The sequence below is a fragment of the Shewanella rhizosphaerae genome, from assembly GCF_019457655.1.
GTDB classification, from domain to species: domain Bacteria; phylum Pseudomonadota; class Gammaproteobacteria; order Enterobacterales; family Shewanellaceae; genus Shewanella; species Shewanella loihica.
In genome coordinates this window covers 3980712-4003841 of record NZ_CP080420.1, presented here as the reverse complement: position 1 = coordinate 4003841, position 23130 = coordinate 3980712, and the positions used below count along the sequence as shown (strand labels likewise).

The window sequence follows — 23130 nt, the reverse complement described above, 5'->3', positions numbered from 1 at the left end:
CCTTATGCTTCAGAAACTTATCGATAGCGCGATACGCAATCGGCTTCTGGTGGCCCTGGCGCTGCTGTGTGGTGTGATAGCCAGTGTCGCCATGTTACCTAAGCTCAATCTCGATGCCTTTCCCGATGTCACCAATGTGCAGGTGACGGTCAACACCGCCGCCGAGGGGCTGGCGGCCGAGGAGGTGGAAAAGCTGATCAGCTACCCGGTGGAGTCGGCCATGTACGCCCTGCCATCGGTAACCGAGGTGCGCTCCTTGTCGCGCACCGGCCTCTCTATTGTGACTGTGGTGTTTGCCGAGGGCACAGATATCTACTTTGCCCGCCAGCAGGTATTCGAGCAGCTGCAGGCCGCCAGGGAGATGATCCCTGACGGGGTGGGGGTGCCCGAGATAGGCCCCAACACCTCAGGCTTGGGACAGATCTATCAGTACATTTTGCGGGCCACGCCTGAGTCTGGCATAGATGCCGCCGAGCTAAGGAGCCTCAACGACTATCTGGTGAAGCTCATCATGATGCCGGTGGGGGGTGTGACCGACGTGCTCTCCTTTGGCGGCGAGGTGCGTCAATATCAGGTGCAGATTGAGCCTAACAAGCTGCGCAGCTATGGCCTCTCCATGGCCCAGGTGACTCAGGCGCTGGAGAGTAACAACCGCAACGCCGGTGGCTGGTTTATGGACCAGGGACAGGAGCAGCTGGTGGTGCGCGGCTACGGCTTGCTGCCTGCGGGTGAGGCGGGCCTGGCGGCGATCGCCCAGATCCCACTCACAGAGGTGAGCGGCACGCCGGTGCGGGTGGCCGACATCGCCAAGGTAGACTTTGGCGCCGAGATCCGTGTGGGCGCGGTCACCATGACCCGCCGCGACGATGCCGGAATGCCAAAGGCGCTAGGCGAAGTGGTCGCCGGCGTGGTGCTCAAGCGTATGGGGGCCAACACCAAGGCGACCATCGACGATATCTCGGCCCGCACCGCCATGATAGAGCAGGCCCTGCCTAAGGGCGTCTCCTTCGAGGTGTTCTACGATCAGGCGGATCTGGTGAACAAGGCGGTAGAGACGGTGCGCGATGCCCTCTTGATGGCCTTCCTGTTTATCGTGGTTATCCTGGCGCTCTTCCTGGTGAACCTGCGCGCGACTTTGTTGGTGCTGCTCTCTATCCCAGTCTCCATCGGCCTGGCCTTGATGGTGATGGCCTATTTTGGCATGTCGGCTAACCTGATGTCCCTGGGTGGGCTGGCGGTGGCTATCGGCATGCTGGTGGATGGCTCAGTGGTGATGGTGGAGAACATCTTCAAGCACCTGACCCAGCCAGACAGGCGCCATTTCGATCAAGCCAAGGCGCGAGCCTCGGGCGAGTGTGACCCCTACCACGGCGAGGAAGATGGCCTGGGAGAAGGAGAGCGCAGCGGCATCGCCCTGAGGGTGATGCTGGCGGCCAAGGAGGTGTGCAGCCCGATCTTCTTCGCCACCGCCATCATCATAGTGGTGTTTGCGCCGCTGTTTGCCCTGGAAGGGGTAGAGGGCAAGCTGTTCCAGCCCATGGCGGTGAGCATCATCCTGGCCATGGTGGCGGCGCTGTTTGTTGCCCTGATCGGCGTGCCAGCTTTAGCTGTCTATCTGTTTAAGCGTGGTGTGACCCTGAGGGAGAGCCCGGTTCTCAAGCCGGTTGAGGCCCTGTATCGTCACCTGCTTAGTGCCACCATGGGTAGGCCCAAGTTAGTGCTAGTGACGGCTGTGGCCCTGTTCGGCATCAGCATGGCGCTACTGCCAAGGCTAGGTACCGAATTTGTGCCCGAGCTCGAGGAGGGCACCATCAACCTGAGGGTGACCCTGGCGCCAACCGCCAGCCTGAGCACCTCATTGGATGTGGCGCCCAAGCTCGAGGCTATGTTGATGACCTTCCCCGAGGTCGACTATGCCCTGAGCCGTATCGGCGCCCCGGAACTGGGGGGCGACCCTGAGCCTGTGAGCAACATAGAGATCTATATCGGCCTCAAGCCGATCGAGGAGTGGGAACACGCCGAGACTCGTCTTGAGCTGCAGCGCAAGATGGAAGAGAAGCTGAGCGTCTTCCCCGGCCTGCTGTTTACCTTCTCCCAGCCCATCGCCACCCGTGTCGATGAGTTGCTTTCAGGGGTGAAAGCCCAGCTGGCGATCAAGCTGTTTGGCCCGGATCTCGAGGTGCTCTCCAGCAAGGGGCAGGAACTTAGTGAGCTGGTGTCGAGTATCGAGGGGGCGGTGGACGTCTCCCTGGAGCAGGTGTCTGGCGAGGCCCAGCTGGTGGTGCGTCCCAAGCGCGATCTGCTGGCCCGCTATGGCATCAGCGTCGATGAGGTGATGAGCCTGGTGAGTCAGGGCATAGGCGGTGTCAGCGCCGGGCAGGTGATCGACGGCAACGCCAGATACGACATCAATGTGCGTCTGGCCAGCCAATATCGCAGCGCGCCCGATGCGCTGGAAGATCTCCTGCTCAGCGGCGTAAATGGTGCGACCGTACGCCTAGGCGAGGTGGCCGATGTGGTGGTCGAGATGGCGCCGCCCAATATCCGCCGCGACGACGTGCAGCGACGGGTGGTGGTGCAGGCCAACGTGTCGGGACGCGACATGGGCTCTGTGGTCAAGGATATCTACGCCATAGTGCCCCAGGCCGACCTGCCGCCGGGCTATACGGTCGTGGTCGGCGGTCAGTATGAGAACCAGCAGCGGGCTCAGCAGAAGCTGATGTTGGTGGTGCCTATCTCGATCGCGCTGATCGCCCTGCTGCTTTACTTCTCCTTCGGCTCTATCAAGCAGGTGGGGCTGATCATGGCCAACGTGCCGCTGGCGCTGATTGGCGGCGTGGTGGCCCTCTATGTCAGCGGCACCTATCTGTCTGTGCCTAGCTCCATAGGCTTTATCACCCTGTTTGGCGTGGCGGTGCTTAACGGCGTGGTGCTGGTGGACTCCATCAATCAGCGCCGCGCCTCGGGAGAAGCCCTCTACACCAGCGTGTATGAAGGCACTGTCGGACGCCTGCGCCCCGTGCTGATGACGGCGTTGACCTCGGCGCTGGGGCTGATCCCAATACTCCTGTCTAGCGGTGTGGGCAGCGAAATCCAAAAGCCGCTGGCGGTGGTGATCATAGGCGGCCTGTTTAGCTCTACCGCGCTGACGCTGCTGGTGTTGCCGACCCTGTATCGCTGGCTCTATGAGACCAAAGTGCTTAAGGGGGACAAGGAGTTGGAAGCCTTAGATTAGTTTGTTGCACCAAGACCAAGTGGTTCGATGGGGCCAGGGACGGCCGGAGGCAGCGGTGCTTTCAGTTTGCCATCGCAGTTGCGCCTCCTTGGTGACGCTCTAGGGCACAAAAGGTCTCCTTTTCTGTTTCTCCCTATTCCTAACCTGTGGGGAGAGGCTACAAAGGGGAGTGCCCTTTAGTGAGCACGCGCGGCAGGACGCCGCGCTTTTTCGCTCGGACATTGTCTTATTATTTTTTTACACATCTTCAATTTAACTCTTTCTTATCCTCAGTCCTCTCTGCTTCCTTACTGTCGTTCAAAGTAACTTTTAAGTGAGTCATTATTTTGCGTTGTTATACCAATTTTTGTTTGAGTTGTTATTAGTTATCTAGCTTCCATCTCGATGATTAAGAGTGTCTCTATTTTGGTTTATATGTAATTTATTGGCGATTTATGTTACATTTTTGCAGATAAACTTTCACTTATGCCCTGTGTTATCGGATTTTGTCTGATCAATATGTTGGTTCTGATGGCGCCGATAGTCATTATTATTGTTTGAGCTTTGATGATTTTGGTTCATTCTTTAATGGAGTGTTGAGTCTTGATTGGGCTAAGGCACATTGACGGCCATGTCCCTCGGTATTCATGTGACAGATGGCAGTGTGAAAGCAGAATCCTAAGTCAATCGAAGAGGATGAATGATGATTCGCTATACCCTTGCGGCCAGTTGTATTGCGCTGGCGCTGAGCGCTAACGCAGGTGCCACCACGGTAGATGAAGAGCTTAAGGCGCTCAAGGCACGCATCGAGCAGCTGGAGGCCGAAAAGGAGCAGGCACCCGAAGCAAAGGAGATGGACAAGTCGATTAAGTTTGGCGGCGCGGCCCGTTTCCAGTATTCCTATGAGGAGTATTCCGATGTCAACGCCGATCGCGGTGGCGATTTCGACTTCGATCTCTTCCGTATCGATGTGAACGGTAATCTGGATGATGTTATCTTCTCCGCCCAGTACCGTTGGTTCGAGTATATGAATGTGATCCATCACGCCTGGGTGGGTTACAACTTCGACGATGAGCAGCAGGGTAAGATAGGGGTGACTCAGGTGCCTTTCGGTATCCTGACCTACGCCTCGAACAACTACTTCTTCAGCTCAAACTTCTATCTCGGCCTGGAAGACGATTATGACCTGGGCCTGAACTACACCTATAAGAGCGACAGCAACCGACTGGATCTGGCCTTCTACAAGAATGACGAGCAGGGTGGCCTTGACGGTTATGTGTCGGATCGCACCCACAGATACGCCTATGACGTGGTCGGCGTTCGTCTGCCGGGCGAGGGGATCTACGATGCGCCTACGGCTGGCTATACCGCCGGTGAGAAGAACACCTTCAACGCCCGCTACAGCCATAACTTCGTGTTTGATGAGGTGAGTCTGGAGCTGGGGGTATCGGGCCAGCTGGGTCAGCTTGAGATCGAGAACGGCACAGATGGCGATCAGGTCGCGGCGGCGCTGCACGGCGTGGTCAACTACGATCGCTGGAACCTCAAGTTGCAGCTCACCGATTACAAGTATGATGTCGATGGCATGGATGTGGAGCGCATGGTGGTAGCCGCCTATGCCTTTTATGACTCGATCCCAGCCGAGGCGACCAGCTATGTGGCGGATTTAGCCTATAGCCTGCCGGTGGCCTGGGGGCCGGTGTCAAACCTGACCTTCTATAACGACTACTCGCTTGTTACCGACAAGCCCAGCGGGCAGAAAGATACCTTCATGAACGTGACTGGGGTGGCGGTCACCGCCGGTGGCCTCTATACCTACTTCGATTTCGTGGTGGCCGAGAACCAGCCCTTCATCGGCGGCTCTATGGTGGGTGATGGCGGTACTAATAAGCGCTTTAACATCAACTTCGGCTACTACTTCTAGTGATCTAGTGTGTGAGCCAATAAAAAACCGCATCACTTGATGCGGTTTTTTGTGTCGGTCAGGTGATGGGTAATAGAAAACCTTAACTGTCGCTCAGCGCGTAGCCGCCTTTGAGGTGGGCTATCTTGTTAAAGCCGAGTCTATGCAGTGCCTGGGCCGCCACCAGAGAACGGCTGCCGCTGCGGCAGACCAGCACCCATTCGGCATCACTCTCCTGCTTATGTTCCTGCACGAACTGCACCAGCCTGGTCATAGGCACGTTGAGCGTCTGCTCTCCAAGGGTGCCCAGCTCGTGTTGCAGAGCGTATTCGTGGGGCTCGCGAATATCCAGTAACTTAAGCTGCGGCGACTGACCCAGCTGTAGCTGGAGCGACTGGCTGTCATACTCTTTCACCTTGGCCTTGCTGCAACCGCCGGTGTAGGCGCCGCAGATGATCTCGCTGCCGGCTTCATCTTTGAGATGGGTATCCAGTCTCGCTTTTTGCTGCTCGAACTGCGCCATAGAGATGGTGCCGTTGATCACCTCGTTCAGCAGCGGATTGCCCCTGAACTCGGCGGCGAAGCTGGTGGTGAACTCGTTGTTGTAGTCATGGCTCGGGCAGAGCAGGGTATCGTCACCAATCAGGCTGTGTAGCAGCTTGAGGCTGTTGTACATCTGTTTGGCGCAGCTGCTGTCGAAGTTGGTGCGGCCCAGACTGCCCATCAGGACGAGATCGCCACAGAAGCCGTAGATCACTTCGCCTTGGGGCGAGCATAGCAGCAGGCTGATGCTGTCATTGGTGTGGCCCGGGGTGGCGAGCTTCACCAGAGACAATTCGCCAAGTGACAGTGACTGTGCCGGTCTGGCACCTATCTCGGTGATCTGGTGATCCACCGGCCAGCCCAGATGATCGCTTGCCTGCTGTGGCAGATAACGGGCGGCTAATGCCACGCGGCCCGAGATATGATCGGCGTGACCATGGGTGTCGATAAAGGCGATAGGCTCGAGCTGCTGGCACTGCAGCAGGGTGTCGATACGCTGATCGAGTTCCGGCAGGGGATCGATAACCACCGCCTGTTTACTCTGCTGGTCGGCATAGATCCAGCTGCAGCTGGAGCCAGACTTGAGCTGTACCAGGCCGTTCAGCGGCTGCTTACCAGTTGCGGTATCACCACTGCTCAGGGTGAGACAGCTGTTGCCTAGGGCGTTGGCAGCAGACTGAATGCGCTCGCAGGCTAGATCCACCTCAGACTGGGTCATGGCCGGACCGAAGGAGAGCCGAATGGCCGACTCGCTCTGCCAGGCGGGGAGGCCCATGGCATCGAGCACGAAGCTGCGGGTGACCTTAGAGCTACAGGCCGAGCCTGAGCTGACGCGGATATTGGCGGCATCGAAGAGATCCATGATCTCCTTGCTGCTAAAGCCAGGCACGGCAAAGTTTAGGGTGGTGGGCACGCTATTGTCGAAGCTGTGGTTAAACACCAGCGTCGGGAAGGCGCGCTTCAATGCCTGGGCCAGTTGCTCGCGGTAATCGACAAGGGTCGACAGGCCGTAGAAGGCGCTGTCTTGCTCGGCCAGCAGCATGGCGAACACCTGATTCAGCGCGGCCATGCCCGGCAGGTTCTCTGTGCCCGAGCGCAATCCGCCCTCCTGGCCACCGCCTGCGATAAAGGGGGTGAAGGGGGCACCATCACGGATATAGACGAAGCCGATCCCCTTGGGGGCATACAGCTTATGACCGCTGAATGGTGCATAGTCTATGCTGGTCTGCGCCAGCGCTAATGGGCGTTTACCCAGGGCCTGGACGCAATCCACCATCCAGAACACCTCAGGATTGTGCTTACGAATGCAGGTATCAAGTGCCTTAAGATCTTGATAGACGCCGGTTTCGTTGTTGACCGCCATGGTGCAGATCATCAGGGCGTTGGGCGCCTCTGCGGCGATGAAGTCGAGATCCAGTGCGCCCTTGGCGTCGACGGGAATCGCCTTTAGCTCGGCGCCTATCTCTAACAGTTGGTTCCAGTGGGCCAGTGAGTTGGGCACCGCCTTATGTTCGGTCGCGCCATAGAGCAGGCTGTATTGCTTGTTGGGATCCAGGCTGGCCTTGGCCTTGATGAGGACGGAGAGAATGGCGGTCTGTATGCCTTCGGTGGCGCCGCTGGTAAAGATGATATTGCCTTGGCCGCTTCCCAGGATCTGCTTGGCGCGCAGGCGGGTCTGCTCCATCAGGCTCTTGGCTTTCAGGCCCGTGATATGGCTGCTCGAGGGGTTACCGAAAAGGTCTTCCATGGCGCCTAGGGCTGCCTTGGCGGCCTGAGGCAGTACCGGGGTGGTTGCGTTGGCGTCTAGGTAGATCTGGCTAAGCGGGGATGTGTGATGCATGGGATACTCGCTTCTTGCTGTTTTTATTATTAGAAAAAATTCCCATATAACAAAATGGTATATGTAATTCGATGTGGCTATATTAGCAGCTTATGAGTATTGATCAAGATCATGTTTTTGGCGCCAAACAGGCATTTTTAAGTGGGGTTTGAGCGGGTGGCTAAGTCTGAGAATTCGGAGAGAGCCGCATAAGAGAAGCGGCGCCAGAGCTATGTGGGTGGGGTAGGGCGTTGGTGTCCGGCATGGCGGGCGAGGATTCGCCAGGGTAACATTTTGTATCAGAAGGATATGAGGTGTGAGTGCGAGAATGCAAAACGCCCGCGACAGGCGCGGGCGTTAACAAACAGCAAGCGCCAACAGACTCTAAATTTTCACCTTGATGACGACCTTGCGCACCTTCTGCGGTGTCGCCGAGACGCCCGGCATATGCATGTCCTGGGGGAAGAAGAGGGCAAACATCCCGGCCTTGAAGGGAATAAAGGCGGCGCGCGCCTTGTTCGACTCATAGTCAAATTCGGCGTAATCGTGTTTGTCGTAGTAGGGCTTGGACGGAGTCTGATCCGCCAAGGGCAGATAGCCAAACTCCTCTTCGCCGCTCACCACATACTGAACGTCGATATATTTGCGATGCACCTCGAAGGGCTCGACCTCTCTGGGCTTGGTCTCATAGTCGTTGACGATGACAAAGATATCTTTGCCCTCCAGCTCGTAGTTGCCCACCGGCAGCTGGGTGAAATCTGTCTCTTTGAGGTGTTGCAGTGCCTTGGCAATGCGCGGTCCCAGGTGGGTGTAGTGTGCCAGGTTATCTAAGGTGTCTAAGATCATGATTGGAGGCTCAGGCTTGTAAAGAGCCGATAGTGTAGCAGGCTTTTTGGCCGGCAAGATAGCCTCAGGTGTAGGAGCTTATCTAGCGGTTAGGTGGAGGAGCTAGGCGGGGCAATATTGCAGCTCTCCCTGAAGGCCTGCCACCACTTGACGTGTCTGCGCATCTGGGATTTTAGCTGCTCCGGCAGGGCGCCTGGTTGCTCGCCGAAATAGTGCTCGATGAAGGCTTGATGGCTGCTGCCGGCAAAGAGGGCGATTATCGGCTCGCTCAGGCGATAATGCAGTTGATTGAGCTGTGACAGATAGGCCTGAGTCTGGGCCAGATAGTATTTTTGAAACACATTTTGCAGTATCTCCTGTTTGCGGCTGGCATGATTGGGGCGACAGGCGACCGATGCGCTGTGTAGTTGCAGATAGTCGTTGAGGGCAATGAGCTGCGCCTGACTGTAGGCGAGTGATCTCAGGTATCTATGCAGTAAGGTTTGGTGGGCCATGAGGGCAAGGGCGGGCTCTATCTGGGCCGTGTCTATCTGCTGCCACTGGCGCTGCTTGATGTGACCTTTGATGCTCAGCAGTTGGCCGATTGCCGATTCCAGCTCGAAGCGACTGGCGCGCATCTCATCGAGTACCAGGGAGTCGTAGCCGATAAACAGGCTCTTGGTGATGCTCTTGTCTCTGGTGAGCACCCGATTAAAGTAGGCCATCGCATCGGCTTGTTTCTGCTCGAGTGCGTGTGTCAGCTTGGTCTTGAGCTCCCCCTCATCCAAGGTGTCGATACAGGCGGGCGCCAGCTGAATAAACCTAATCTGGTAGATGAGTTGTTGGCTGGGCGGTGCCACCTTGCCCAGGGTGCTGTTGTGGTCGGCGATGAGGCGGCCCAGGGGGCAATGGCCCAGAGACAGGGTGTCGAGAATCGAGATGGTGAGTGAGGCCTGTTCCTGTCTGTCGGCCTTGCCAAGCTGCATGGGCTTAAATTCTGGGGGCGAGTAGGGCTGGTCGATCACATGGGCCAGTCGCTGACTGTAGTCCTGCCAGAGATAATCCACATCCTTGGCGCGCTGACAGCCAGGCAGCCAGAGCAAGAGACAGAGCAAGAGACAGAGCAAGAGACAGAGCATCAGCAGGCCCTTGGTCGTTAGTCTTACGTGAGTCTGTGGCAAGTTGACTCCTTCCGAGTATGGGTGAATTTAGGCTAGGTTTTTCTGCACAGCCTCTCGGGTCGCTTGCAGGCCGTGTCGCTCGAAACCGTCGCTGAGGCAGGAGATGAGCCTGTCGTTGAGCCTGAGGCTAACCCTGATTGCCTCTGTGTTTGTGGCTATCTCCAATCCGGCGAGCATTAGGTGGCAGCCAGTAATATCTCTATAGGCGATCTGGGTTTCCTTGCCAAGGCTAGCCCTGCCTGTGAGGGGGATATTGATAAAGGCGATCGCCCGTTGTGTAAAAACGATCTCTTGTTTCAGTAATGCGCCTGCCCAGATGAGCATGGCCAGGCAGTAGCCTATGAAGAGGCACCATTGGTCATCGAAGGCGCTCAGGAAAAGCTGCTTTATGATAAACAGGCTGGCCGTCAACGTGATGATGACGTAGGCGAGCGTTTGATAGGGCTTAATTGTTAGCGTGTCGTCCATTTTGATCCTCAGTGACCTCCTGCCACCGGCCTATTTTAATCGCGCTGACAAGTTTAGTGCAATTCTTATAGAATGACCTAAGCCACGCACACAGATAAATTCAGGGAGCCGAGTTAGGTGCTTAAGTTACGTTTTCTTGCCGGGCCGACCGCCTACAAACAGATCGCCGAGCAGGGGCTGAAACCCGAGATTTTCACCCAGGTGTTGGCGGCGTCGGGTGGGCCAAAATGGCTTGGCATAGCCGCGCTGGATAAGTATCTGTTTGGCACCTTCTTCAAGGCGAGACAGACGCCGCTCTATACCCTGGGGGCCTCATCCGGCGCCTGGCGCTTGGCCTGTTTGGCACAGCAGGATCCCCTGGCGGCCTACGAGCGGTTGGAGCGGGAATATATTGGCCAGCGTTACGAGACCAAGCCCACGGCGAGCGAGGTGTCGCGTAAGGTCGCCGGTATCGTCTCTGGCATATTGGGGGCGCAGCAGGGGGCGGATATCGTCAGTAATCCTGTGATCAAGAGCCATTTCATCGCCTGTCGTGGCCGTCATCTCAACCGTTTGTCCCATAGAGCCGCACTTGGCGCCGGCCTTGCCACCACGGCGGTCACTAATCTGCTGAGTCGCCGCACCCTGGGATGGCACTTCGAGCGTTACCTGTTTGGCAGCGGCGGCGTCGCCTCGCCCTTTAATGAGTTAAGGGATCTGCCGGGTCGTCACCTGGCCCTGACCGGGGAAAATATTGCCCAGGTTCTGCTGGCGACCGGCTCTATTCCCTGGGTGCTGGCGCCTGTTGAGCGCATCGAAGGCGCCCCCGCCGGCCACTATTACGACGGTGGCATCACAGACTATCACTTCGATCTGCCTCTAGCGCATGCGCCTGGATTGACCCTGTATCCCCACTTCTACAGCAAGATCCTGCCCGGCTGGTTCGACAAATCCTTGCCCTGGCGACGGGCCAAACATAACTATGACAATGCCCTGATCTTGGCCCCCAGCCAGGAGTATTTGAGCCAACTCCCCTATGGCAAACTGCCGGACCGAAATGACTTCAGTCGCCTCAATACCGAGGAGCGGATACGCTATTGGCGACAGGCGGCGCAGATGAGTGAGGTGCTGGCAGAAGACCTAGATAAGGTATTAAAAAGTGGCGATATTATGCGTCACATTAACACTTTCTAATGAAGTGGCTGCAACAAAAGGGAATCTTTCTGGGTCTAATAAGCGAAGGACCGGGTATTTTGATTGGCATGGCATCGTCGATCCAATAATGGCGTTTCGAGCAGTAATTTTGACAACTGCTACACTTTATCATTATTGCTCCTTGGTTAATTTTTAGTCGCACTGAGTCGACACTCACGGCGATCACCGACCAAGGGGGAGGAGGTTGCTATGTTGACTCAAGAGATGGCGTTGATCACCCGCGACGAACTACTTTTGCCCGACGGCAGAATAGAGATACGAGTGGCGGGGCCTAGCAGCTTGAAACTGATTGCCGAGGTGCTCAAGGGGCACTTCCCCCTGGCCTTTGCCATGTCACGGCCTCAGGCCAATCCCCCCTGTTATCCGCTGGCGACTCAGTGCGAGATCATAGACTTTAATCAGCTCGAAGACGATTGTTTAGGCCTGGTACTGGAAGGCAAGCAGAGGGTGAAGATCTTCTCGGCGGCCAAGCGGCGCGATGGTAACTGGATCGCCAGGACGCTGAGCTGTAACAATTGGCGTGAAGAGCCTATCAAGGGCGAGTTTGAGCTGATCAGCGCGGCATTGGAGCAGTTCTATCTAGTCAATCCAGCCTTGCAGGAGCTATATGCGGATCTGCACTTGGAAGATGCCACCTGGGTCAGCCAGCGTTGGCTAGAGGTGCTGCCCCTATATAATCGTGACAAGCAGGTGTTGGTCAACCAGCCCGATTGTCACAAGACGATGGATTTTGTACTCGAACTGATCAAGTCCCACGCCGGGCAATAATTTGCTCTCATCCGGGCCGCAAATTTTGATACCATGGCCGCTCCTTCATCTTTAGGCCTTTCTGTCATGGTTCGCGCGGCTCAAGCCTCCTTCATCGTCTTACCTCAAACCCAAAATCCTCCGGCGAGTGTTTACGACTATTTCTGTCAGCGGTTCGATAATATTTCCGCAGATATTTGGCGCGAGCGCTTCATCCAGGGCAAGGTGCATTGGCAAGATGGTCAGCCGCTGGAACTCAGCACCGCCTACCGACCTCAGCAGAAGGTGTACTATTACCGCGAGGTCGCCCATGAGGCGCCGCCTCCCTTTAGCGAGTCGATTCTGTATCAAGATGAGCAGATAGTACTGGCCAACAAGCCCCATTTTATGGCGTTGCATCCGGGTGGTGAGGTGATCAATCAGTGTTTAATCAACCGGCTAAGGGAGCGCACGGGCTGTGAGACGCTGATCGCCGCCCATCGTCTGGATCGCGCCACCGCGGGCATAGTCCTGCTGGTCAAGCAGAGTGATCGCCGCGACGCTTACCATGGCCTGTTTCGCCATGGACAGATCACCAAGGAATATCAGGCCTTGGCGCGCCTTACCCCAGAGCTGCTGGCTGAGCATGGCGCCGGTCAGCTTAGCCTGCCCAGACGCTGGACGGTGAAGAATCGTATCGATAAAGGAAGCCCCAGCTTCACCATGCGCATCGTCGACGGCGAGGCCAACAGCCACTCGGAGATCGCCCTGGTGAGCGTCGAGGGAGAGATTGGTCGTTTCGAGCTGATGCCGATCACCGGCAAGACACATCAGCTGCGCCTGCACATGAACAGCCTGGGAATGCCGATCCTTAACGATAATTTTTATCCGATTCTATTGCCCAGGAGCGCCGAGGATGTTGCCCAGCCGATGAAGCTGCTGGCGCGTCGTCTCGCCTTCACTGATCCAGTCACCGGTCGAAAGCTGGATATCTGCCTGCCCGAACTGTCTGTTTAGCTCTGTTGCTGACCGGGCCTAGCCCTTGCGGGACTTAGCCCTTGCGGGACTTAGCCCTTGCGGGACTGGCGCGGCGGCAGAAACTCTGTGGTGCTCATGTCGCCATGGAGTACGGCTATCTTGGACGGCGCACCATCTTTGGCGAAGCTGACCAGGCCTATGCCGCTGGCGTTGATCAGCCGCTGACTGCGCATGCCGTTGGGGCGGCGGCCGCGAATCGACATGCGTTTGCGTTTGGTGAACCAGTTGAGCGGCGAGAAATGGCCATAGAGCCAGCCGTTAAACTTGTCGAACACGGGTAACAGCTTCTCGGGAAACTGATTCTTGATGCCGCTCGAGGTGATTTGATAGATCTGCGGCCCCTGAGTGCGAAAGCGAATGCCTATGTCGTAGGCGAAGGAGTAGTGCACATCGCCGGAGAGGATCACGAACTGCTGCGGCGTCTTGCGGTGCAGAAAGATGCTCAGTAGGGTGTTGGCTGTGCCTGGATGGGCCATCCAGTTTTCGGCGTCCACCAGAAGGGAGGCGCCGATAAAGGTGGCCGCTCGCTGCACCGCCTCGATAAGCTTGACACCGAACATGGGCGCCGCCGAGACGATAATCACCTTCTCCTGTCCCACCAACTGCTGCTGAAATTCCATCAGGGCCTCCCAGTCCATCAGACCGGAGGGCTTGGCCAGGTTGGATTCGCTGCGCCATCTCTGGGTGCGGGTGTCGAGCACCACCAACTTGGGCGAGGTATTGAGGCTGTAGTGCCACTGGTCGAAGCCGAGCAGGGCGTCGATCAGCTCATCGTGCTGCGCCTCCTCACGACCGGCGAGAAACTGCTTAAGCTTAGGCAGAATCGCGGCGCTAAACTTGTCCTTCTGATTGCCCAGCCCCTGAAACACCAGATAGCCGATCAGCGCATTACCTATGATGCGTTTGGAGAAGGGGTGGCCATAGGCCGCCTGTTCCCATTTCGCCGTGAGGTTCCAGTCGTCTGTGATGTCGTGATCGTCGAAGATCATATAGGTCGGCAGATGCGCCAGCAGGCGTCTCACCTTGGTCAGCCCCGCCTTAAACTCGAGTAAGTGAACCCACTCCCTCTGCCATCTCTGCTGATTGGCGGGCGACAGGCCTGTTACCTCCTTGGGAATATCGATGAGCTGCCACAGCTCCGGCGACCAGGAGAGCAGATAGAGGGCGACGATTTCGGCCAGACTCACCAGGTGATTCTCGGCGATGGAGGAGGTGAAGATGGGGTGGTTGATATACCAACGCACCAGGGCGCTGCCGGCCGGGTATTCGGTGCGCGGCAACAGCTTCTTGTGCCTCTGGTACATGGCCGCCGGGTGGTAGCTTATCTGCTTGCTATGGGTGAGCGGCGCCTGTTGAAATTCCTCCTCATACAGGCCCAACATCTCTATGACTCTGCCGATGGCGTAGAGCATGGGGCCGGCAACATCATCGACATAAATCTGATCGCCGCTCAGCATCATCAGCGACGGACGCTCGGCCGCATCCGGGCCATTCTCGAGCCGGGTATCGGCGGCCACCATGGCATCGCTGCTGTGATGATGGGCGTTGCGGCAGGAGCCGTGCAGCAGGGTATCGATCTCTGGCTTGATCACCAGATTCGGCGCGTGATTGTCGCCATAGGTCAGCTGCGCCAGCGGCGTGAGCAGGTCACCGTGATGGCTGTCGCTAAGGCCATAGGGAGTGCTGATGCCGGCAGGGTTGAGCCCGGGCTTGCTCAGGTAGATGAGATAGAAGAAGGCGTGAGTGCCTAGCTCCAGGCACTCGATGGCGTCATCAGCAAGCAGGTGTTGAGTCTCACCCAGGGTGAGGGTTAATTGCGACAGCGGCTCACTGGTCACCAAGGTCAGGGTGAAATGGTCTGCGTCGCAGTGACGCAGCATGGGGCCTGTCAGCAGCAGAGGCAGGGTCATGATCAGTCGGCGAGCTTACAGATCATCGGCTCGGCGCCATAGCCCCAGGTGATGCGCGCCTCACCTTGGTGCTCCCATAGCGACTCGTTGCGCCCCTGATAGCGGCTACCGCTGCCACTGGGCTGGCTGTACATGAGCGAGACGCTGTCACCGAACTCGGCGATCAGGGTTGCAGGCTCGGTGGCAAAATAGCTCACCACCACCTCTTTGGCGGCTATGCCGTCGCACTGGTAGCTGACCTCGGCGCTGGGGGCGATGAGGCGATACCTGGCCTGTAGCTCGGCGATACGCATCCGGTAGTTGTCAAACGCGCAGCTATGTTTGTCGTCACTCTTCCAACACTCGTCGCGCCCCTTTATCCAGCCTCTCTGTTCGGCTTTCAAGAGTGGCGGCTGCTCGTTGATGGCCTTGGCGCTGGCGGCCTGGTAGACCTCGGCCAACTGGCGGTCCAGCGCGGCAAGTTCGCTGTCCTGGCAGACCAGGACCTCTATGCTGGAGAGTCTGTCGCCGTTACAGTCGAAGCTGGGCTGGTTGGCCGTCTGATTCTCTGGCTTGTTAGGCGCCTGATTCTCGGTTTGCGGCGCGCTTTGCGCTGCAGAGGACGCTTGTGAAGAGGGCTCACTATTGGCTTGTGTGGCCTGTTGGCTGCAGGCTGGCAGCAGTATGCCGGCAATGGCGAGTATGGCTAATCTGTTCATGGTTAAGCTCCGAGCTAGGGCCTGATATCCTTGATAATTTAAGAGGATATCCTGTTGCGCCGAGCGCGGCAAATTCCCTTGGATTAAACTCGTTTAATGGTGTGGTTCGGCTGCCAGTCAGGTTTAGCCCGTCGCGGCTTGCTGCTATCATGGGTCGAGTGCTTGGCGCCTTGTCAAAGGCAATTCAGTTGGAGAGTAAACATGAAGCTTCGCATCATACTGAATGGTAAGAAGGCCGGTGACGAGCTGCTGCGTCAGGCGATCGCCAGCGTGCGCGCCGATCATGAGATTCAGGTGCGAGTCACCTTCGAGGCCGGGGATGTGGCCCGGTTGGTGGATGAGGCCATCGCCGAGGGCTGTCACCGCTTAGTGGCGGCGGGCGGTGATGGCACGCTCAACGAGCTGGTTAGCGCCCTGATGGATCATGATAAGGATAAGCGCTGCGAGCTGGCAATCTTGCCGCTGGGTACCGCCAATGACTTTGCCACAGCGGCCCGGGTGCCAGCTGATCTGGAGGCGGCGCTGAGGCTGGCGGCGGAAGCTTCTGCCTATGATGTGGATGTGATCCGCGCCAACGACAGGTATGTGGTGAATATTGCCAGTGGCGGTTTCGGCGCCCAGGTTACCGCCAACACGCCGCTGGCGCTGAAACACTTTCTCGGTGGCGGCGCCTATACCCTGTCCGGGCTGGTGCAGGCGCTCAATTTCAAACCCTATGACGGCGAATTTACCATACATGGCGAGGCCAGCCAGCAGCAGTTGTTGGTGGGCGCCGTGTGTAATGGCCGCCAGGCAGGTGGCGGCCAGGTGCTGGCGCCGGACGCCTATATCAACGACGGCCTGATGGACTTAGTTGCCCTGCATCAGTTTCCCATCGAGGCCCTGGCCCAGGTGATTGCCGAGTTGCAGTCGCCTAAGGCCGACAATGAGTATGTGAAATATCACCGCGATACCCAGGCCAGCTGGCGCTCCAATCCGCCTATGCCCATCAATCTAGACGGCGAGCCTATCGCCGAGTCTCATGTGGAGTTCGAGCTTAAGGCCAGCGCGATCGCCATGGTATTACCCGAAAATTGCCCCTTGCTGCAGCCGAGCAGCGAGCCGATTAACAGAGAATTCCATTAATGTTGAAGATAATGATAACCGGCGCCACCGGCCTGCTGGGGCGCGCTTTAGTAGAGCGATTTGCAAAGGAGCCTGTGACTATACTGGCCTGCGGTTATTCGCGCGCGGGAGCCGATACCCATAGGCTGGATCTGACTGACGAGGAGGCGGTGAACCGATTTATCGAGACCCACAAACCCGAGGTGATTCTACACTGCGCGGCCGAGCGGCGACCGGATGTGTCTGAGCGTGACCCTGAGGCGGCAAAGGCCCTCAACCTGGCCGCGACTCGCCAGCTCGCCCAGGCGGCTAAGGCTAATGGTGCCTGGCTCTGTTACATCTCCACAGATTATGTGTTCGATGGGACCTCGCCCGATTATGGCGAAGAGGATCAGACGCATCCGCTCAATTTCTATGGTGAGACCAAGCGTGAGGGGGAGCTAGCCTTGCTTGAGGTGTCCAGAGAGTTTGCCGTGCTGCGCCTGCCCATCCTCTATGGTCGGGTCGAGTCGCTGGATGAGTCGGCGGTGTTGGTGATGTTAAAACAATTAGTCAATCAGGCGCCTACCCAGCAGGATGATTGGGCGGTGCGCAGCCCCACCTCGACACTGGATATCGCCAACGCCTTGGTTAAGCTGGTGGCGCGTCAACAAGAGGCGGGCGATGTGGCGGGTATCTATCATTTCACCGGCGAAGAGCGCATGACCAAGCACCAGATGCTGCTTAAGATGGCCGAGATAATGGGGCTGAGCAGCCAGCACGTCTCGCCTCAGTCGAGCCCGAGCGACCTGGCCAAGCGACCCAAGGATTGCAGCCTGAGTATGGCGCGCCTCAAATCTTTGGCAATAAAGAGTGAAATCGACTTCGAACAGGGCGTAAAATACAGCCTGTTCCGCTCGGGCGATGCCCTGGCGAAGTTAGGATTAGTCTTTGATCGCAAATAGGAAAGCAATGTGACGACTCTGAGTTATGGCCGCTACCGGGCCGCCGACCAACTGGCCTTGCTGCGCATCATGGCCTTGATGCTCAAACTCTGTCTCACCTTCCTGTTTGCCGACACCTTCGGCCTGTCGCTTCACAGCCCGGCGCTGAACCTCACCCTGATCCTCGAGGCCTTCTATTTAAGCTTCACCTTCTGGCTGAGAAAGCCCCTGCTCAGTAGCGAGTCTGGGCTGTTTATCGCCCTAGTGCTCGACACCCTGCTGTGGATCTCCTGGCTCTATTTCTCCGGTGGCGCTACCAACGCCTTCATCTCCCTGCTATTGCTGCCGATAGCCATCGCCGCCGTGCTGCTGCCCTTCTGGGCGCCCTGGTCATTGGCCCTGCTGTCGAACCTGGCCTACAGCCTGATGCTGTTTACCATGCCGGAGAGCGCCATGAGTCATCACGGCATGGATATGCAGTCCCACTATCTGGGGATGTGGGTCAACTTCATCATCTCATCCCTGGTGTTGACCACGAGTGTGGCCCTGCTGGCCAAACGCATGCGGCGTCAGGATGCTCAGCTCGCCTTCATGCGTGAGGCGCAGTTGCGTCAGGAGAAGTTGATCGCCCTGGGCACCGCCTCGGCGCAGATGGCTCACCGGCTGGCGACCCCACTGGCTAGTATGAGGTTGCTGGTGGATGAGTTGAAGGAGGAGGCTGATGGTAATGGGCCTGCGCTGCAGGAGATGCAATCGGCACTGACGGTTTGCGAGTCCACCCTGACGGCGCTGCGCAGCGCCACCGAATCGATCCGCGAGGGGGCGCAGAGGCTGGAATCCGCCGAGCAACTGCTGAGCGGTTTGAGTGAGCAGGTCAATCTGCTGATGCCGGCGGTGAAATTGTCGTTGGAGCCAGATGATGGCCTCGACAGGCTGCAGCTGCGGGTCGATGCCAGCCTGCAGCCCGCCTTACTGGCGCTTATCGAGAATGGTGCCAGGGCCAGCCAGGAGGCGACGGGCGAGCAGAAGGTGAGCTTCTCCGCCCAGCGTCAGGGGGATGAGCTGGTGCTTGGGGTGCGCGACTTTGGCCCGGGTATTCCTACATCCTTGGTGCAGCAGCTCGGGCATCAGATAATCGAGCAGCCCAAGGGGATGGGGGTTGCCCTCTTGCTCAGCCATGCGAGCCTGGAGCGTCTGGGCGGGCGCTTGATCCTCGGCAGTCATGTGGATGGTGGCGCCGTGGCCCAGGTCTACCTGCCGATACAGGGGGCCGCATGAAGCGCTTATTGATCATCGAAGATGAGCAGAGTTTCGCCGGGATCCTGGCACGGCGCATGGGCAAGCACGGTTTTGAGTGTGAATTGGCCCACGATGCCACCCAGGCGCTACTTAAGGCGCGTCAGTTTAAACCCAGCCATATTCTGCTGGACATGAAGCTGGCCGAGGACAATGGCCTGGCACTGATCGCGCCGCTCAAGGGGGCCGTACCCCAGGCCGTGCTGGTGCTGCTGACCGGCTATGCCAGCATAGCCACCGCCGTCGAGGCGATGCGTCTGGGGGCCGATAACTATCTGACCAAGCCGGCGGATACCGCGACTCTGCTGAGGGTGTTGGACGATAAGGCGCCCAAGGCGATCGCTCCCGAGGTGGATGAGGCGCCCCTGAGCCCCAAGCGGGTGGAGTGGGAACATCTACAGCAGGTGCTGACCGCCAACAAGGGCAATGTGTCGGCGACGGCGCGGCAACTGGGAATGCACAGGCGAACCCTGCAGCGCAAGCTGCTTAAGAAGCCTCAAGATATCAGTCAATAAGCTTGTTAGAGCATTGCTCTAGTGAGTAATTCATCCCATAATTTAATAAAAGATGTATTTATAATGTTTATTATTTGGGTTTGAATTGCTCTCCGTTGACCTCTATGCTCTAAGGCATGGCTAGTTCACAGGCAGGTGTGTTTGACCTGAGGTCAAGACGCTAGGAAGGCGATTTCGTTATCCTCAAGAAAGGAAAGGCGATGTCGACAGAATCTTTGTACAGCAGTGAACGCTTTCTTCTCGATAATCCTATCGATCTCATCTCGCTCGATAAATGGCAGAAAACCGTTAACCTGCTGGCCCATGTGTTTAACGCGCCGGCCAGCTTCTTGGTGCAATACACCCCAAAGGGATTTCAGGTGACCATCGCCAGCAAGCAGGTCAGCAATCCCTATCCATCCGGGGTGGTGATCCCGCCCGATACCAATATTTTTTGCCGGCGTATCGTCGAGACCCAGGCGGCGCTCTATGTGCCCGACGCCAAGATAGATCCCTGCTGGGACACCAATCCCGAGGTACAAAACGATGGCTTCTCCTCCTATCTCGGGGTACCGGTGTTTTGGCCCGATGGCCGCTGTTTCGGCACCTTCTGTGTGATGGATTATGCCAAGACTGAGTATCAAGACAGCTATATCGAGCTGATCCACGAACTCAAGGAGATCCTTGAGGCGGATCTCGCCCTGCTGGATATCTACGGTGAGCTCAAGCAGCTGGCGCATCTGGATGACCTGTGTCATATCAATAATCGTCGTGGATTTAATGGGTTAGCCAGGCAGCGAATGAAGCTGGCTCAGCGCAACGACAGCCGTCTGGCGATGCTCTATATCGATGTCGATAACTTTAAGGGGATCAATGACGGCCACGGCCATTCGGTGGGCGACGAGGTACTCAAGTTGTTGGCGGGGATCATCAAGCAGAGCGTACGGGGCTCAGATGTGGTTGGGCGCATAGGCGGCGACGAGTTTGTGGTGCTGCTCATGTGTCAGAGCGATGAGGATGTGATTGCCACCGAGACGCGCATCATGCAGGGGCTGGATAATGCCATGCTCGACAGCCATCTGCCCGAGGTGACTGTGACCATAGGCCATAAGATAGTGGATCAGGATGTGCGTCTGGATACTCTGCTGGCGCAGGCCGACGAGGATATGCTGCGCCGTAAACGTGACAAACAGGCGTTGTAGATAAAAAAAGCCCCGAGCGTGCAGGGTGCTCGGGGCCGGGAGCGCAGTGGAGGGTTCCCAAAAACGAGTTAACTTTTAGAAGCGATACTCCCCGGTGAGCCAGGCATTCATGCCAGTGCCCGGCATGCGTTGACCCGGTGCCAGGTCGGCATTGAATACCCGGTTGTAGCCGCCGAGATGATCTTCATAGTCGATATCGAACAGGTTGTTGACCCCAGCCTTAACCAGCCAGTTTTGTCTGTCGTAGGCCAGTACCAGGTTGACCAGGCCGTAGCCGGCGCTTGCCTGCTCGGATTGACTCTCTGATACCTTGTCCTGAGCCGCCACCATCACCCCTTCGATGCGGGCAGACCAGTTGCCTTCTCTGAAGTTGAGCCCCAGATTCACCTTAGGTGGCGCTATACGGTAGAGGTTGTCGTCGATGTCGCGGCGCTCGCCGCTGACATAGCTGGCCAGGAGATCCAGCTGCCACTGGTCTGTGATCTCATAGCTGGCGTTAATATCCATCCCTAGTAGCTGGGCATCGACATTGGCAAATTCCATCGGATCTTGGCTGCCCATCATGTTGGCAGCCATGATCACCGCGGGATCGGTCGACTTCACCCCCTGAATATAGTCGTCGATGCGATGCAGGAAGACTCGTGGGCTGATGCTTAGTCCCTGGCGGTTGAAGTCGGCGCCCAGCTCTAGCTGATAGGCGGTTTCCAGATCGAGATCCATCTTGCCCACATAGGTGCGACCGTCGGCGAGTCCACCGGTCGATTGCATCGGGATCCATAGGTATCTCTGCTGATAGCTGGCGCTGTCCTGTTTTCGGGCCAGCCCGAGTATCCAGGTTAACTCCTCATTGACGCGATAACGGCCGTTGATCACCAGATCCAGCCCCGTTTGAGCCTGGGTGCGATCCGCCTGGTTATATCTGTCCATCAACACCTTGATGGCAGGCATGGCGCCAGCCATTGAGTGGCTGACCTCATCGGCATCGGTGCGGTAGTGTTTCACCCTGGCACCGAGCTGCCAATGCCACTGGTCGATATCCTGTTGCCATTGGGCGAAGGCGCTATAGGTATCGTCCTGCACCTTGTTAAAGTTGTCGACCCTGAACATGGGCTTGGTGGGATCTGTGATCAGTGAGTTGTGCTCACTCAGCTGACTGTCGAGGCCAAACAGCCAGGCATCTCTGCCCAGTGTCAGCGCCATATCATAACTCTGGCTCTCGGCGTTGTTGTAACGGGCGTTGGCACTCTCGGGCTTCTGACGTTCGCTGAAGTTGTCCATGCCGTGTCTGGCATCGCTATAGGCCAGATGCCAGTTGAGCTCCCAGGTGTCGAGCCTGTGTTCACCTTCCACTTTTACCCTGTCGGTACGGATGAAGTCGATATCCATAGGCAACGCCGGAGTGCCCGCCTCAGTGGTTTCCAGGTGTTGGTAGCCGATGGCGATGGACTCATCGTCCAGCCCCTTGTCGCTGAGGTTGAAGCGGTATTGGCCGCCGATGATCTGCTTGTCGTAGCCGGTGGGAGAGAGGCGAAGATCGCCGCCGGATTTCATATCCTCATCTCCATGCATGAGGTCACCATAGACCAGCAGGGCGTGGTTCTTGCCGCCCACATTGACCTTGGCTCCCAGATGGCTTTGGTCGCCATTGCCTTGATACTGGGCGGCGATGCGACCCTGAGTATCGTTAAAGCTGGCCTGGGACTCGATCACCTTGATGCTGCCGCCCACTGTGTTAGTGCCGGCCGAGACAGGGGCTATTCCGCGGTGCATCTCGATGCGCTCGCTGTTGATCAGGCTGGCATAGCTCAGCGGAGTGTCCATGGCGTTGGGGCCGGCGCCGGCGAGGGAGACGCCATTGACCTGAGTGTTGACTCTGTCGCCGAACAGGCCGCGATACTGGGCGATGCCGGTCAGCGGCCCATTACCATTGACGGCCGTGCCTGGGAGCTGGGTGAGCAGGCCGCTGATGTCACTGACGGGCGCCTGAGCTTCTGGCGTCACAGAGGTATAGCTACCCTGATGGGCACCATGGACTTCGATGATTTCGAAAGCGGCTTCTTGAGCCTGGGCAAAGGGAAGGGTCAGCAAGGCTGTGCCGATTGAGAGCGTAAGGAAAGAGAGACGCAGCGCCATAATCTTGTAGTTCTTAGGAATTTAGGTGGCGGCATTGTGGCAGCCCTATTTAGGCCTGACAAAGGCAAACTCAGATAGTGCGACAAGGTGTCGCACCCGGTGCGCGCCCGAGTGGTTTGGCATCTAATTCTTGGCTTTTAGGCTCGTCAGTGGGCGATATTCAAACAAGTGTTTGCTTTATCAATCGGGCGAGTGGCGTTAATTTTGATGGTCAGAAGATTAATTTTTTTAAGGATACGAGTCGCTTGGTTTATGGTTTTTAAAAGATTGAATACAGAATTCAGTTTGTAAAATTCTTTATAATTAATGATTTGCGATTTGCTAGTTTCTGCGCGTAGCTTTTGTTGGTTTATTTGTATGACCAATAAAATTCATTGACATCAATAGTTTTCAGTCATTTAATCAAATTTAAGTGTTTGATAAATTAAACGCAGTGGGCGTTTTGTTGTGCTCTCAAAT

The 23130-nt window shown here is 57.1% G+C and carries 17 protein-coding genes; 10 read left to right on the top strand and 7 right to left on the bottom strand.

Annotation, left to right across the window (positions count from 1 at the left end):
• Positions 1 to 4 precede the first annotated feature (4 nt).
• Positions 5 to 3235, top strand: coding sequence for an efflux RND transporter permease subunit (locus tag K0I63_RS17330; protein WP_220081842.1), 3231 nt, complete (start codon positions 5 to 7; stop codon positions 3233 to 3235).
• A 682-nt stretch (positions 3236 to 3917) separates the two neighbouring features.
• On the top strand, positions 3918 to 5138 hold the full coding sequence (locus K0I63_RS17325) for a carbohydrate porin (RefSeq protein ID WP_220083488.1): 1221 nt from the start codon (positions 3918 to 3920) through the stop codon (positions 5136 to 5138).
• 82 nt (positions 5139 to 5220) lie between these two features.
• Here the strand turns inward: K0I63_RS17325 and K0I63_RS17320 are convergent, their stop codons facing one another.
• The 4 genes from K0I63_RS17320 to K0I63_RS17305 all read right to left on the bottom strand — a co-directional run bounded on the left by K0I63_RS17320 (position 5221) and on the right by K0I63_RS17305 (position 9953).
• Positions 5221 to 7500, bottom strand: coding sequence for an aminotransferase class V-fold PLP-dependent enzyme (locus K0I63_RS17320; protein WP_220081841.1), 2280 nt, complete (start codon positions 7498 to 7500; stop codon positions 5221 to 5223).
• Positions 7501 to 7863: 363 nt separating this feature from the next.
• Positions 7864 to 8325, bottom strand: a complete 462-nt coding sequence (locus tag K0I63_RS17315) for a NanQ anomerase/TabA/YiaL family protein (RefSeq protein WP_220081840.1) — start codon at positions 8323 to 8325, stop codon at positions 7864 to 7866.
• Between the two features lie 89 nt (positions 8326 to 8414).
• Positions 8415 to 9485, bottom strand: a complete 1071-nt coding sequence (locus K0I63_RS17310) for a DUF3080 family protein (protein WP_220081839.1) — start codon at positions 9483 to 9485, stop codon at positions 8415 to 8417.
• A 27-nt stretch (positions 9486 to 9512) separates the two neighbouring features.
• Positions 9513 to 9953 carry a hypothetical protein gene (locus K0I63_RS17305; protein ID WP_220081838.1) on the bottom strand — a complete coding sequence of 147 codons (441 nt, stop codon included), beginning with the start codon at positions 9951 to 9953 and terminating at the stop codon, positions 9513 to 9515.
• A gap of 117 nt (positions 9954 to 10070) precedes the next feature.
• Between K0I63_RS17305 and K0I63_RS17300 the strand changes: the two genes are divergently transcribed.
• The 3 genes from K0I63_RS17300 (at position 10071) to K0I63_RS17290 (ending at position 12890) form a co-directional block, all read left to right on the top strand.
• Positions 10071 to 11126 (top strand): alpha/beta hydrolase, encoded by a 1056-nt coding sequence (locus tag K0I63_RS17300; RefSeq protein WP_220081837.1) that lies wholly within the window; start codon positions 10071 to 10073, stop codon positions 11124 to 11126.
• A gap of 210 nt (positions 11127 to 11336) precedes the next feature.
• Positions 11337 to 11915: an LON peptidase substrate-binding domain-containing protein gene (locus tag K0I63_RS17295; RefSeq protein ID WP_011867145.1), complete on the top strand. Its 579-nt coding sequence runs from the start codon at positions 11337 to 11339 to the stop codon at positions 11913 to 11915.
• 66 nt (positions 11916 to 11981) lie between these two features.
• On the top strand, positions 11982 to 12890 hold the full coding sequence (locus K0I63_RS17290; RefSeq protein WP_258406901.1) for a pseudouridine synthase: 909 nt from the start codon (positions 11982 to 11984) through the stop codon (positions 12888 to 12890).
• 50 nt (positions 12891 to 12940) lie between these two features.
• Here the strand turns inward: K0I63_RS17290 and K0I63_RS17285 are convergent, their stop codons facing one another.
• Together K0I63_RS17285 and K0I63_RS17280 are read right to left on the bottom strand one after the other, a co-directional pair.
• The gene (locus K0I63_RS17285; RefSeq protein WP_434086779.1) at positions 12941 to 14821 is read right to left on the bottom strand and encodes an alkaline phosphatase D family protein; all 1881 of its coding nucleotides are present in this window, start codon (positions 14819 to 14821) and stop codon (positions 12941 to 12943) included.
• Between the two features lie 2 nt (positions 14822 to 14823).
• Complete coding sequence (locus K0I63_RS17280) at positions 14824 to 15519, bottom strand: MliC family protein (RefSeq protein WP_220081835.1); 696 nt, start codon at positions 15517 to 15519, stop codon at positions 14824 to 14826.
• 201 nt (positions 15520 to 15720) lie between these two features.
• Between K0I63_RS17280 and yegS the strand changes: the two genes are divergently transcribed.
• The 5 genes from yegS to K0I63_RS17255 all read left to right on the top strand — a co-directional run bounded on the left by yegS (position 15721) and on the right by K0I63_RS17255 (position 20538).
• Entirely contained in the window at positions 15721 to 16644 is a 924-nt protein-coding gene (gene yegS, locus K0I63_RS17275; protein ID WP_220081834.1) for a lipid kinase YegS, read from the top strand.
• On the top strand, positions 16644 to 17567 hold the full coding sequence (locus K0I63_RS17270) for a dTDP-4-dehydrorhamnose reductase family protein (protein ID WP_220081833.1): 924 nt from the start codon (positions 16644 to 16646) through the stop codon (positions 17565 to 17567). The genes yegS and K0I63_RS17270 overlap by 1 nt, the downstream gene beginning before the upstream one ends.
• A gap of 69 nt (positions 17568 to 17636) precedes the next feature.
• Positions 17637 to 18824, top strand: coding sequence for a sensor histidine kinase (locus K0I63_RS17265; RefSeq protein WP_258407016.1), 1188 nt, complete (start codon positions 17637 to 17639; stop codon positions 18822 to 18824).
• Positions 18821 to 19357, top strand: a complete 537-nt coding sequence (locus tag K0I63_RS17260) for a response regulator transcription factor (protein ID WP_011867138.1) — start codon at positions 18821 to 18823, stop codon at positions 19355 to 19357. The genes K0I63_RS17265 and K0I63_RS17260 overlap by 4 nt, the downstream gene beginning before the upstream one ends.
• 200 nt (positions 19358 to 19557) lie before the next feature.
• Complete coding sequence (locus K0I63_RS17255; protein WP_220081831.1) at positions 19558 to 20538, top strand: sensor domain-containing diguanylate cyclase; 981 nt, start codon at positions 19558 to 19560, stop codon at positions 20536 to 20538.
• 75 nt (positions 20539 to 20613) lie between these two features.
• Here the strand turns inward: K0I63_RS17255 and K0I63_RS17250 are convergent, their stop codons facing one another.
• Entirely contained in the window at positions 20614 to 22671 is a 2058-nt protein-coding gene (locus K0I63_RS17250) for a TonB-dependent receptor (protein ID WP_220081830.1), read from the bottom strand.
• Positions 22672 to 23130: the final 459 nt, after the last annotated feature.

Bases quoted from the DNA above. Each gene is read 5' to 3' on its own strand.
- K0I63_RS17250 (WP_220081830.1), bottom strand. From the start codon at position 22,671: ATGGCGCTGCGTCTCTCTTTCCTTACGCTCTCAATCGGCACAGCCTTG.
- K0I63_RS17290 (WP_258406901.1), top strand. From the start codon at position 11,982: ATGGTTCGCGCGGCTCAAGCCTCCTTCATCGTCTTACCTCAAACCCAA.
- K0I63_RS17265 (WP_258407016.1), top strand. From the start codon at position 17,637: ATGGCCTTGATGCTCAAACTCTGTCTCACCTTCCTGTTTGCCGACACC.
- K0I63_RS17295 (WP_011867145.1), top strand. From the start codon at position 11,337: ATGTTGACTCAAGAGATGGCGTTGATCACCCGCGACGAACTACTTTTG.
- K0I63_RS17330 (WP_220081842.1), top strand. From the start codon at position 5: ATGCTTCAGAAACTTATCGATAGCGCGATACGCAATCGGCTTCTGGTG.
- K0I63_RS17305 (WP_220081838.1), bottom strand. From the start codon at position 9,953: ATGGACGACACGCTAACAATTAAGCCCTATCAAACGCTCGCCTACGTC.
- K0I63_RS17270 (WP_220081833.1), top strand. From the start codon at position 16,644: ATGTTGAAGATAATGATAACCGGCGCCACCGGCCTGCTGGGGCGCGCT.
- K0I63_RS17280 (WP_220081835.1), bottom strand. From the start codon at position 15,519: ATGAACAGATTAGCCATACTCGCCATTGCCGGCATACTGCTGCCAGCC.
- K0I63_RS17315 (WP_220081840.1), bottom strand. From the start codon at position 8,325: ATGATCTTAGACACCTTAGATAACCTGGCACACTACACCCACCTGGGA.
- K0I63_RS17325 (WP_220083488.1), top strand. From the start codon at position 3,918: ATGATTCGCTATACCCTTGCGGCCAGTTGTATTGCGCTGGCGCTGAGC.
- K0I63_RS17320 (WP_220081841.1), bottom strand. From the start codon at position 7,500: ATGCATCACACATCCCCGCTTAGCCAGATCTACCTAGACGCCAACGCA.
- K0I63_RS17285 (WP_434086779.1), bottom strand. From the start codon at position 14,821: ATGACCCTGCCTCTGCTGCTGACAGGCCCCATGCTGCGTCACTGCGAC.
- K0I63_RS17260 (WP_011867138.1), top strand. From the start codon at position 18,821: ATGAAGCGCTTATTGATCATCGAAGATGAGCAGAGTTTCGCCGGGATC.
- K0I63_RS17255 (WP_220081831.1), top strand. From the start codon at position 19,558: ATGTCGACAGAATCTTTGTACAGCAGTGAACGCTTTCTTCTCGATAAT.
- yegS (WP_220081834.1), top strand. From the start codon at position 15,721: ATGAAGCTTCGCATCATACTGAATGGTAAGAAGGCCGGTGACGAGCTG.